The following is a 12,593-nucleotide window of genomic DNA, read 5'->3' on the forward strand; positions in this document are numbered from 1 at the left end:
AAGGCGGGCAGCTACACCGATGCCGCCGGTAATCCGGGTAGCGCCGGCAGCGATACTGTCGCCGTCGACACCCAGGCCCCGACCGCCAGCATCACCCTGGATGGCAACATCACCCCTGACGACGTGATCAACGCGGCCGAGTCTAAGCAGGACATCGCCGTGACCGGTACCGTGGGTGGCGACGTGAAAGAGGGCGACACCGTCACCCTGACCGTCAACGGCAAGACCTTCACCGGTCTGGTCTTGGCCGACAAGACGTTCAGCATCAATGTGCCGGGTAGCGACCTGGTGGCCGATGGCGACAAGGTGATCGACGCCAAGGTCACCACCACCGACGCGGCGGGCAACAGCACCACCGTGACCGACAGCGAAGGCTACGGGGTCGACACCACGGCGCCGGTGGACCTGGCCATCAAACTGGATGCCGACATCACCGCCGACGACGTCATCAACGCCGCCGAAGCGGGTCAGCAGATCCCGGTCAGCGGCACCGTGAGCGGCGAGTTCAAGGCAGGGGACACCGTCACCCTGACCGTCAACAACACCGAATACACCGGCAAGGTGGCTGCCGATGGCCGCTTCACCATCCTGGTGGCGGGCAGCGATCTGGCGGCCGATGGCGACAAGAGCATCGATGCCAGCGTGACCAGCACCGACGCGGCGGGCAACAGCGCCACCGCGACCGACAGCGAAGGCTACGGGGTCGACACCACGGCGGCTTCGGCCCCTACCGTCACCATCATGGATGACAGCAACAACGATCAGCTATTGACCAAGGCCGAGATTGGCAATGATCAGATCCAGGTACGTGCCGGGATCAATCACGCAGACTTGGTTGCGGGCGGCAAGGTGACGCTGACCATCAACAATGGTGGGGTGAACAGCACTGTCCAATTGACGCTCAAGGCCGATGGCACCCTGCTGGCAAGCAATGGCAAGAGCTACGGCTATCAGAACGGCACCATCAGCTGGACGGAAACGACCCCGGCCAACGGCAAGTCGCTGACGGTGACGGCGACCCAGACCGACAAGGCGGGCAACGTCTCACTGCCGGGCAGCGACAACGCGCAGATCCTGAATGAAGCGCCGGAGACGGCGAACAAGCAGGCAAACGGCCAGGAAGATGCAGCCAGCATCGCCATTCCGACCCTCAGTGGCAGCGACATTGATGGCAACGTGGTGAGTTTCACTATCAAGAGCCTGCCTGCCAACGGCATCCTCTATCTGAACGGTGTGGCGGTGACCGTGGATCAGAGCATTGCGGTGGCGGACGCCGGCAACCTCACCTTCACTCCGAATGCGAACTGGAACGGCAACACCAGCTTCAACTATGCGGCGGTAGACAACGACGGCGCCGTGGATGCGAGTCCCGCAACCGTGACCATCAAGGTGGATGCGGTCAACGACCTGCCGACGCTGACCATCTCCAACGGGGTTATCGTCTCTGAAGAGGGGTTGGCAAACGGCATTGCCGACACGGTCGGCAATCCGGATACCACCAATGCCATCAAGGCGTCCGGTACCCTCTCGGTGGGCGACATCGACAGCAGCACACTCAACATTTCCCTGAATGGACCGGCCGGGCTGACGTCCGGTGGGGCAAAGGTCCAGTGGAGCTGGGATGCGGGCAGCAAGACGCTGGTTGGCTACACAGGGGTGATTGGCGGCGCCGATTACAAGGCTGTGGTCGAGGTCAAGCTGACGGCACCCAATGCCAGTGGAAAGGGTGAGTGGACCTATGACGTGACCCTCAAAGGTCCCCTCGACCACGGGGATACGACCTCGGAAGACAAGTTGTCGTTCCAGCTGGATGTGGAGGTCTCCGATGGCAGCGGCGTCACCAAGGAAAAGCTGGATGTCAGCGTTGAGGACGACTCCCCCATTGCTGACAACAGCGATGCCGTTTCCGTGGTGAAGACCGATATTCCGAACGTGCTGACCGGGCTCTTTGACCTGACCAAGTACAGTGGCAACCAGAGCACTCTGAACATGGCGGGCTTTACTATCAGCGCCCTGGGCTTCAAGTCGGCAACAGACTCCTCACTGGTAACGGCGGTGGTCAACGGTTCCAGCTCGGGGCTGGGGGTGGCCAGCGGAGCTGCGCCTTACCACAACCTCGCCAACGAGATTGACTTCCGTCACTTTGCCGACGGATCGTCCGCCTCCGAGCAGCTGATCGTCAGGCTGGATGCGGGCAAGGTTGCCTACGGCGCCAACATCAAGTTCAGCAAGATGTTTGGCGGCGAGCTGGAGAGCGGGGTCGTGGAGTTCTATCGCGGTGGTGTACTGATCAGTACCCTGGTATTCAACTCCAACGCATCGGGTGGGGAGTTCAACCAGAACTTCCAGGTGCAGCAGGGTGGCTTTGATACCATGGTGATCAAGGCGACCAACAACGGCAGCACCAATACCTCCGACAACAGCGACTTCACCGTACAGAGCATCGAGTTCCTCGGTTCCAACACGGCGCAGGCAATCGCCTATGGTTCTGGCACCGTGACCCCGCAGTGGGGGGCGGATGGCAAGGGCTCCATCGGGCTGGTAATGGACCCGGCAACCTTCGAAAATGGTCTGCGAACGGCTTCCGGTTCTGCCATCGCCATCACCGCCAGCGGCGCTAATACCCTGGTCGGGGAGGATGCGGACGGCAACCTCATCTTCAAGCTGGAGTTTACGCCGGCCACAGGCAAGTGGGAGTTCTTCCAGTATCAGCGCATGTCCAAACCTCTGGGTGATGGCGACATCGACTTCCAGGTCCGGGTGGTGGATGGTGACGGCGACGCCAGCATTGGCTCCTTTGCAACCAAGCCTCTCTTCACGCCGCTGGTTCAGGGAGTCTCCAGCGAGAGCGTAACCGAAGGGGGCAATCTGCTGCACAAAGTCACCCTGTCAGATGCAACCCAGGAAGCGACTGAATACGATTTCGCCATTCGTGGTTCGGGCAACAACCCCGCCTCCAACCAGGATTGGGGCAATGCCCAGTTCAGCAATGGTGTGACCTATAACAGCACTACCGGCAAGATCACGGTACCAGCCGGCGTGTCGGACTTTACTGTGACCATCCCGACGGTGAACGATCGCTTGGTCGAAACGAACGAGACCCTCTCGGTGACCATCGGTGGGCAGAGCGGGACCGGCACCATAGTGGACAACGATCGGGCGCCGGTGACCACGGGTGGCTACAGTGCCGGCAAGGAGGACGCGCCACTGGTGCTGAAGTGGGCCCAGTTTGGTGCCAGCGATGATCAGGCCGCTTCTGACCTGAGCGTGCAGATCAACACCCTGCCGCTGAGCGGCAAGCTGGAATACCTGAACGCTGCTGGTCAGTGGATTGCAGTGAAGGTGGGGGATCTTGTCTCCTACGCCGATATCGACAGCGGCCATCTGCGCTTTGTGCCTAGTCTCAATGAATCCAGCAGCAATGCCCTCAATGGTGGCGGTACGACGACGGGCAACCAGCAAGGGGACTACGCCACTCTGGGTTACCAGATCAGCGATGGTGCCAACCTGAGTAACTCAGGCAAGCTGGTGATCGATATCACGGCGGTCGCGGACAAGCCGGTGGTCGACATCAGCCTGACCGGCAACGGCGTCCCGCTTTATACCCAGTACCCGTCGTCCGGCATCTCCACCGGGGCGTTCCAGAGCAGCAACTTCAACAAGGGCAACTTTGGCATCACCAATAGTCTGACCGACAGCACCACCAGTCAGGATCAAGTGGTGGGCGGCAACGGCAATGACTATATCGTCAGCGTGAAGGGCGGCGGCGATTACTTCGTCGGCGGTGCTGGCAATGACGTGCTGGTCGGTGGCAACTCCACCTCAGGTGACACCCTCGACGGCGGTACCGGCAACGATATCCTGGTGGCCGGATTGGGTGGCGACACCCTGTTTGGCGGCGCCGGTACCGACCTGGCCGTACTGATGGGCTCGCGTGCCAACTATGTCATCGAGCGCAGAAGTGACGGCGGTTTCAACTTCCTGGTGAAGGAGAACGGCGTCACCATCAGCAAGTCGCTCTACGACATCGAGTTGGTGCAGTTTGATGACGGCATTTACCAGTTCAACCAGACCGACGGCACCCTGACGGCGGTACAGCCGAGTGTGGTGGATTACCCGCTCGAGATCACTGCTTCCCTGACCGACCGTGATGGTAGCGAGCAGTTCGACAGCCTGGTGCTGACCGGCATGCCGACGGGGTCGACCCTCTATCAGGGCTCCACCGTGCTCGGCACCGTGGGGGCCGATGGCACGCTGACGCTGACCGGTCTGTGGAACCAGAGCGCGTTGGACGTCAAACTGACCGGTCTGACCCTGCGGGTGCCGGGCAGCAGTGCCGGCCAGTTCGACCTCAAGGTAGAAGCCATTGCCAAGGAAGTGGCGACCGATCAGACCAGCAGTGCATCGGATCAGGATTCGATCCGCATGAGCTACTTCCTTTCCACCGAAGGGGAGCCGGGCGATCAGAACCGCACCTATGGCAACGAGCACAATATCGTGGTCGGGGATCTGGATGGTAGCGTGGTACTGCCGGGCCAGAACTACAACATCGCCTTTATGGTCGACAGCTCGGGCAGTATCGGCACCAGCGCCATGAACACCATCAAGAGCCAGTTGGCACAGGTGTTTGCAACCCTCAAGACCAGTGCCGGTACTGAGGGGGCAGGCAAGGTCAATATCTTCCTGGTGGACTTCGACAGTCAGGCCAACAAGTCCATCAGCGTGGACTTGAAGGACCCCAATGTACTGACCAAGTTGCAGGCCGTGCTCGACAGCATGGACGGCAGTAACTGGAACGGTGGGGCGACCAACTACGAGGATGCGCTCAAGACTACCTCCAACTGGTTCAACAGCGACACCGCCAAGAACAACACCAACGCGAAGAACTTGGCGTACTTCATTACCGATGGGGCACCAAACACCTATTACGACTATGAACAGACCAACCCTATCGTGAATACGAAGACCAACGAACGTCTCGATTCGTTTGTCAACGTCAACAACTATGTGGCAGGGGAGGCCTTCTACGCCAACATAGGTGGTACCAACAGGGTGCTGATCGATGCTAGTGGCAGGGTTCAACAGTGGTCGCAAAACAGCAATAACAAGTGGAGCTCGACCACCATCGGGACCTTGAAGGCACAGGGGGATGGTACCTTCGAGATCTCCACCTCCTATGACAGCAACTACTGGGCATTGCAAAACGCTCTGGCTGTTCTGCCACTTCTGTTGGCCAATAACGTGACGCTGGAAGCGATCGGCATCGGCAGTAACGTCTCCATCGATACCCTGAAGCTGTTCGACAGTGATCAGATTGTGCAGTCCAACGTGTCAGCCAACGATCTAGCCAACGCCATCTTGGGCACCTCGGTGAATAACCTGCCGGGCAGTGACCGGATCGACGGCGGTGCTGGCGACGATATCCTGTTCGGGGATGCCATCCACTTCGCCGGTATCAATGGTGAAGGCTACGCGGCCATCAAGCAGTATGTGGCCGGCAAGCTGGGCGCAGGCTCGGTGACTGATGCCCAGGTCCATGACTACATCACGGACCATGCCAGCGAGTTCGATCAGTCCTCCAGCAATGACAAGGCGGACGTGCTGATTGGTGGGGATGGCAACGACATCCTGTTCGGTCAGGGTGGCGATGACTTCCTGTTCGGTGGTGCCGGCAACGACATCCTGTTCGGTGGTGCCGGCAACGACACCCTGTATGGCGAGAGCGGCAACGATACCCTGTACGGTGGCAGTGGCAACGATACCCTGTTTGGTGGAATCGGCGACGATAACCTGATCGGCGGTCTGGGCAATGACATCCTGGTCGGCGGGCTTGGCAATGACATCCTCAAGGGGGATGGCGGTGCCGATACCTTCACCTGGCTGCAGGGCGACACAGCCGCAGGCAGCGTTGCCAAGGATTACGTGGTCGACTTCTCCAAGGCGGAAGGTGACAAGCTGGATCTGAGCGACCTGCTGGATCACGATGGTTCTCGTAACCAGAACGATCTGAAGAGCCTGCTGTCGGTGTTCCAGGACAATGAGGGGGTACATCTACAGGTCAAGGAGAGCAGTACTGCGCCGGTGACTCAGGAGATTGTACTGATGAACCATACCTTCGATAGTCTGACGGGGGGGGCCGGTACCACTGCCAACCAGGTGATCGATTACATGTTGACTAACAACATGCTCGATATCGACAAGTAAGCCCAACTCGGGGCAATAAAAAAGCGGCAGAGTAATCTGCCGCTTTTTTTATCTTTGCAGGTAAGTGAAATCAGTTGCCGAGGGTGGCGAACAGGCTCTGCTCCAGAGAGCCGCGGGAGACACAGACCGGCTTGATGGATGGGGCTGGTACGCGCTCGCCTGAGGATTCAACAAAGAACAGCTCGGTGTTGCCCTTGACGTTGACAGTGGCCACGCTGCTGTTGCCGCTCTGGGTGATGATCAGGTTGATCTGCAGGTTCGGGTTGCCCAGTGCAACTTTTGAACCCATGGTACCGCAGTCCAGCCACTCCAGTCCGTCGGCTGATTGGTTGACATTGGCGGTCATCAGGCCGGCACCGCGCTGACTGTTTTCGATGGTGAGGCCGTGATCGGTGAACCATTTCTCGGCGCGAGCCCATACCAGATCCACCGGGATCGCCATCTCCTGGGTATTGTTGGTCGCTTTGGCGACCGGCGGATTGTAGCGATACTCCTCACCACCGTTATTGTCACCAGCACAACCCGCCAGCAACAGCGCCAATGCGCACCCCATCATCTTTTTCATCTTGCTTCTCTCGTCCATTTATCAGGCCATTGGCCAACCGGTGCCTATTATCACCTGAGCGACAACCTCTGTCAGCATGCGTGCTGCATCGGTGTAAACTGAGGGGTTACCGTGGGTGCTTTACAAAATTGGTTTGCTATCATAGATTTGCTCGAAATTCCTCCATAAGCGCCTCTGTGACCAACATGCTTACCCCGGATCTGCTGCAGCAGATCATCGACCAGTTGCCAATGAGTATCTTTTGTCGTGATAGGCATGGTCGCTACCTGTTTGCCAATCGTGAATTTGCCATTGAGGCCAGGCTGGGTTCACCCGCCGAGGTGGTCGGCAAGAGTGATGCCGAGATGCCATGGGGTGATGTATTTCGCACTGAGGATGCGCAGTTGCTGACGGGGGGCGTTCCCTTGCTTCATCAACAGTTGCACTGCAACCGGGGCGGTGAGACCTGCTGGATGGAGGTGCACAAGATCCCGCTTTACACGGCTCAGGGTGAGCCATACGCCGTATTCGGAATGGTCAACGAGATTGCCCAGCGCAAGCACCTGGAACAGACGGTCAAAAAACAGCAGTTGTTGCAGCGTTTTCTGCTCGATGCCATCCCTGACCTGATCCGTTTCGATGATCACAACGGGGTGTTGCTGGAGTGTAACCAGGCATTTCTCGACTTTATTGGTCAGGGGGCGGATGAGGTGCTGGGTCAGCAGATACCATATCGGTTGGCGGCCCCCCAAGGGATGGGCCACGGCGAATGTTGCCTGCTGGATGCCAGCGGGCAGGGGCGGCACATGGAGATCACCCGGGTCGATGTCCCCGATGGTGATGGTCACTCCCTCGGGATCCTAACGCTGGGACGCGATATCACCGGCTTGCGGACCACCCAGGCGCAGTTGCAGCAGGAGCAGCACTACGACAGCCTCACCGGGCTGCTCAAACTCTCCCGTTTCTTGCAGACCAGCCGCCATTTGGGGGGCCGCAGCGCCACGCTGGTGCTGGTCGATCTGCACCACTTTCGTGAGGTTAACGATCGTTTCGGGATCCGGATTGCCGATCGCCTGCTGAGCCAGGTGGCCAAGCGACTACAGCAGTTGGTTCCGCCGCGAACCCTGCTTTGCCGTGTGGCTGCCGATGACTTTTGTCTGCTACTTCCCGAGTTCAACGAGCCTTTGCTGGAGTGGAACCAGCATCTGCAGCAGCAGTTGATGGAGTTCTATCAGGTGGAAGAGCATCGTATCCAGATTCCGGTGTTTCTGGGGTTGGCTCAGGGGCGGGCAAACGATGCCGAGCGGTTGCTTAGCCACGCCGAAGCAGCGTTGGCGCAGGGCAAGCGGCAGCAGCAGTACTGCACCCTGTTTGATCCTTATCTGCAGGCGAGACTTAAGCGGCGCCAGCTGATCGCCGCCCAGTTGCCGCTCGCCATCAAGTCATCCCAGCTGATTGCCGTCTATCAACCCATTATCAGCAGCACAACCCATCAGCTTTGTGGCGCAGAATTACTTTGCCGCTGGCCGCATCCTGAACTTGGCATGATCTCGCCGGAAGAGTTCATTCCACTGGCGGAAGAGATGGGGATCATCGGCCAACTTGGTCAGCTGATGCTGGAGTTGGGGTGTGCTCAGTTGGCCCAGTGGCAAACCGCTCGGTCGGATATGGTGCTCTCCATCAACCTTTCGCCGTTGCAGTTTCGTGATCCGGCGCTCTGCAAGCTGGTGCAGGGCTGCATTGCCCGTCATGGTCTGAATGCAGGCCAGCTGGAGCTGGAGATCACTGAAGGAGTCTTGATGGAGAATGCCGATGAGATTGAGACCAACCTGGATAACCTGATCGCCGCCGGTTTTCAACTGGCCATCGATGATTTCGGTACCGGGTATTGCTCGCTGGCCTATCTGCCAAGGCTCAAGGTCGCCACGCTCAAGCTGGATCGCAGCTTCACCCAGGGGTTGGTCAGCAACAGTGCCACCACCGCCATCGTGCGATCGGTCATCGGACTTGGCCATGAGCTGGGGATCCGCATTACTGCAGAAGGGGTGGAAACCGTCGAGCAGCAGTTGTGGCTGACCCAGGCGGGTTGTGATCGGCTACAGGGCTATCTGTTCAGCCCCCCGTTGCCGCCCGACCAGTTTGCCGCCAGTTATTTGTGACAGTCTGCAATAACAGAGAGGCCACCCACAGGTGGCCTCTCTGTTTGTGGCAGGGATCAATCCTGAAAGTAGGTGCCCCAGCCATCGTAGTCCACCCCATATTTTTCCAGGATGGGCAGCATCTTTTCGATATCGGCAACGATGGCTTCGACATCCAGTTTGCACTCGATGGTGGCATCGAAGCAGAAGATGGTGGCGCCGTCATCCAGCTCCATCTCTTCGGCATCGGTCACTTCAAATCCGGCCTTGAACAGGTCAACCGCTGCTTTTTCCAAACGGTCGAAATCCTGGCAGGCGAAGTGGTGCTCGATGTCGTAATCCGCATCGGGATTGCTGCCATCGGCCAGCAGTTCGTTGACGATCTCGGTGGTCTCATCACGCCACTCTTGCATATTCAGACTCATGTTGCCTCCAGGCGGTATCATTGCGGCAAAGCATACTCGCAGAGTGGATTCGGCTCAATGTGGCTGACCTGCTGACCCTCTAATTTCTATCATATTGACGCTGCCTGTAGGCATGCAGGGGCCAGCAAGTGTGGGAAAAGGGACTGAAATGGGTGATATATGGCCATGTCGTTCGGTTGTTGAGCGAACGCGCTTTTTATCGTGCCATCATGGTTGACACTCTGCGCAGGAAAGGGTTTAATGCGCGCCGTTGCCCAGATAGCTCAGTCGGTAGAGCAGGGGATTGAAAATCCCCGTGTCGGCGGTTCGATTCCGTCTCTGGGCACCACAATTCCTCCTTAGTTCAGTCGGTAGAACGGCGGACTGTTAATCCGTATGTCACTGGTTCAAGTCCAGTAGGAGGAGCCAAATTCGAAAAGCCCGCTCAATCGAGCGGGCTTTTTCATTTCTAGTTGCTGTTGCATGCCGCCAAAAAGAGCGTCGCACCACAGGTGGCACTGAACAACAGCATTCCGGTCTGCAGCATGCTGCCAGGGCAGGGCTTCTTCTCTCTTTTTCTGGCCCTGATCCACTTCGGTTTCATCACGTTTCCTTATCCATTTTGTCGCACTCCTGTGCAGGCTCGCCATCTTTGTTGAATGGCGCCATGGCGTCAATCTCCCTCGCAAAACAATTAATTCAGCACAGTTGAACCGTGTCTTCTCTGGAGATGTTTCGACCTTTAAGCCATTGTTAACATTTTGGAAAACCTGAGTGACCCTGTGGCCTGGCGGGGATATGATGGGATCAATGATGTTCCCATCCTGACGGAGAGATCCCAGATGAGCAGCCCCTTGAGCTATGTACTGGACGGCATTCATTGCGAGCCGCACTTTTTTACCGTTCCCCTCGATCATGATGAGCCGGATGCTGACAGCATTACCCTGTTTGCCCGTACCCTCTGCCGTAAAGACAAGCTCGATGAGAAGTTGCCCTGGCTGCTGTTTTTGCAAGGGGGGCCGGGATTCGGGGCGCCGCGCCCGACGGCTAACAGTGGTTGGCTCAAGCGGGCGTTGCAGGAGTTCAGAGTGCTGCTGCTGGATCAGCGTGGCACCGGGATGTCGAGCCCCATCCATGGGCATATTCTGGCCAAAATGACACCGACCGAGCAGGCGGAGTATCTCGGCCATTTTCGCGCCGACAGCATAGTGCAAGATGCCGAGTTCATCCGGCAGGAGCTCAGCCCCAAGCATCGCTGGAGCCTGCTGGGGCAAAGTTTTGGCGGTTTTTGCTGCCTGACCTATCTCTCGCTCTTCCCCGATAGCCTGCGGGAGGTCTATATCACCGGCGGCATCGCGCCGATTGGCCGCAGCGCCGAGGAGGTTTACCGTGCCACCTACCAGAGGGTGGCTGACAAGAACCGTGCCTTCTTCGCCCGTTTCCCCCACGTTCAGGGGATTGCCAACCGGTTGGCCAACCATCTGCACCAGCATGATGTGCGGCTGCCCAACGGTCAGCGCCTGACGGTGGAGCAGTTCCAGCAGCAAGGGCTGGATCTCGGTGCTACGGGTGCCTTTGAGGAGCTTTATTACCTGCTGGAAGAGGCCTTTATCGGCGACAAGCTGAGCCCGGCCTTTCTTTATCAGGTGCAAAGCATGCAGCCATTCAATACCAACCCGCTGTTTGCCATCCTGCACGAGGCTATCTACGCCGAGGGGGAGGCGACTCGCTGGGCGGCGGACCGGGTCAGAGGGGAGTTTCCTGCGGTGAACTGGGTGCCCGGCAAGGATTTCACCTTCACCGGAGAGATGGTTTACCCCTGGATGTTCGAGCAGTTCCGCGAGTTGCAGCCCCTGAAAGAGGCGGCTCATCTGCTGGCCAACAAGGCGGACTGGGGGGCGCTCTATAATCCGGCCCAACTGGCCCGCAACAAGGTGCCGGTAGCATGCGCCGTTTATGCCGAGGATATGTATGTGGAGTTTGACTACAGTCGCGAAACTCTGCGTGGTCTTGGCAACAGTCGCGCCTGGATCACCAATGAGTATGAGCACAACGGTTTGCGTGCCGATGGTGAGGCGATTCTTGATCGCCTGATCGCGTTGAATCGCGACCGTTAATTGCCGTTATCGGCAACCATCGCGGGAGCCCGGACTCCCGCGATGGTTGTGATGGATGGTTGTTATGAAAGCGTGACTCCCTGAACCTTGACTCGTATCCGCCAGACGATGAGTGGATAGCTGGCTGATTAATTTCCCCCTCTTTCACTGTATCTGCCGATCCCTCACCATATACTTGCCAAACGACTCTGTATTGAGCCGCGGTCAAACCGATTGACCAACCCGTGCTCGTTACCATTAGAAAGTCGCTCCGATGCTCTGTATTCCGCGTATCTGATATGCCATCTCTGCATGCCCCGCTATCCGGGGGAGGGGATGGTCGTGCTTTTCAATCAAGATAAGGATGTATGATGAGAAAGTCTCTGTTGGCCTGCTCCCTGTTGCTGTGCCCTGTCGTGTTTGCTGCCACCCCCCATTGGGAATATAGCGGTGAGGCGGGACCTGCCCACTGGGCCAAGCTGACCCCTGAGTTTAGCCAGTGTGCGGGCAGCAATCAGTCGCCGGTTGACCTGAACGGATTGGTCGAGGCCAAACTGGCCCCGCTGGTACTCCACTATCAGGCGGGTGGCAACACAGTGGTCAACAACGGTCATACCGTGCAGGTCGGTTATGCCCCGGGCAGCACCTTGCAACTCGATGGCACCAGGTTTGAACTAAAGCAGTTTCACTTCCACGCCCCGAGTGAGAACCTCATCGAGGGCAAATCCTATCCGCTGGAAGGGCATCTGGTGCACGTCAGTGACAAGGGAGAGATCGCCGTGGTGGCGGTGATGTTCGAGGCTGGCAAGGCCAATCCGGTGCTGGCGGCAGCTTGGAGTGTATTACCTGCCAAGGTGGGGGAGATCCAGGCCCTCAAGGCGCCGCTCTCTGCTGAGCAACTGCTGCCGGAAAGCCATGACTACTATCGCTTCAGCGGTTCCCTTACTACGCCTCCCTGCTCGGAAGGGGTGCGCTGGCTGGTGATGAAGCAGCCGGTTGAGGTCAGTCAGGCCCAGATCGACGCCTTCAAGGCGGTGATGCACCACCCCAACAACCGACCGGTGCAGCCCCTCAATGGGCGCGTGGTACTGCAATAACACAGCGTTGCAATAGCGCTGCAGATAGCAAAATGTCTAGTCCTGAAATAGGTTTACACATTTTCAACTAGCATTTTTCTACTCAGAACCCTCTATGTACCGCATCGGGG

The 12,593-nt window shown here is 58.2% G+C and carries 7 protein-coding genes and 2 tRNA genes; 6 read left to right on the plus strand and 3 right to left on the minus strand.

Features of this window, described 5'->3' with window-relative positions; all coding sequences use genetic code 11:
• Positions 1-6,204 (plus strand): Ig-like domain-containing protein (locus tag G5253_RS20140; protein ID WP_421204134.1); only part of this gene is annotated, 6,204 nt, incomplete at its 5' end.
• A 70-nt stretch (positions 6,205-6,274) separates the two neighbouring features.
• Here G5253_RS20140 and G5253_RS20145 read toward each other — a convergent pair.
• Positions 6,275-6,769, minus strand: a complete 495-nt coding sequence (locus G5253_RS20145) for a hypothetical protein (protein ID WP_216980216.1) — start codon at positions 6,767-6,769, stop codon at positions 6,275-6,277.
• A gap of 185 nt (positions 6,770-6,954) precedes the next feature.
• Between G5253_RS20145 and G5253_RS20150 the strand changes: the two genes are divergently transcribed.
• Positions 6,955-8,907 (plus strand): sensor domain-containing protein, encoded by a 1,953-nt coding sequence (locus tag G5253_RS20150; protein WP_005348383.1) that lies wholly within the window; start codon positions 6,955-6,957, stop codon positions 8,905-8,907.
• 56 nt (positions 8,908-8,963) lie between these two features.
• Here G5253_RS20150 and rraB read toward each other — a convergent pair whose 3' ends face one another.
• Positions 8,964-9,299, minus strand: coding sequence for a ribonuclease E inhibitor RraB (rraB, locus tag G5253_RS20155; protein WP_041234500.1), 336 nt, complete (start codon positions 9,297-9,299; stop codon positions 8,964-8,966).
• A gap of 264 nt (positions 9,300-9,563) precedes the next feature.
• Between rraB and G5253_RS20160 the strand changes: the two genes are divergently transcribed.
• Positions 9,564-9,639, plus strand: a tRNA-Phe gene (locus G5253_RS20160).
• Positions 9,640-9,643: 4 nt separating this feature from the next.
• A tRNA-Asn gene (locus G5253_RS20165) sits at positions 9,644-9,719 on the plus strand.
• Here the strand turns inward: G5253_RS20165 and G5253_RS20170 are convergent.
• The gene (locus G5253_RS20170) at positions 9,698-9,940 is read right to left on the minus strand and encodes a hypothetical protein (RefSeq protein WP_337072498.1); all 243 of its coding nucleotides are present in this window, start codon (positions 9,938-9,940) and stop codon (positions 9,698-9,700) included. The genes G5253_RS20165 and G5253_RS20170 overlap by 22 nt on opposite strands.
• 192 nt (positions 9,941-10,132) lie before the next feature.
• On the opposite strand from G5253_RS20170, the gene G5253_RS20175 reads away from it, so the two are divergent.
• Both G5253_RS20175 and G5253_RS20180 read left to right on the plus strand, forming a co-directional pair.
• Positions 10,133-11,407, plus strand: a complete 1,275-nt coding sequence (locus G5253_RS20175) for an alpha/beta fold hydrolase (RefSeq protein WP_421204137.1) — start codon at positions 10,133-10,135, stop codon at positions 11,405-11,407.
• A gap of 350 nt (positions 11,408-11,757) precedes the next feature.
• Complete coding sequence (locus tag G5253_RS20180; protein ID WP_421204139.1) at positions 11,758-12,483, plus strand: carbonic anhydrase; 726 nt, start codon at positions 11,758-11,760, stop codon at positions 12,481-12,483.
• Positions 12,484-12,593 lie beyond the last annotated feature (110 nt).

Origin of the sequence: Aeromonas sp. 602658, assembly GCF_049173005.1 — a bacterium.
Classification (GTDB): Bacteria; Pseudomonadota; Gammaproteobacteria; order Enterobacterales; family Aeromonadaceae; genus Aeromonas; species Aeromonas veronii_A.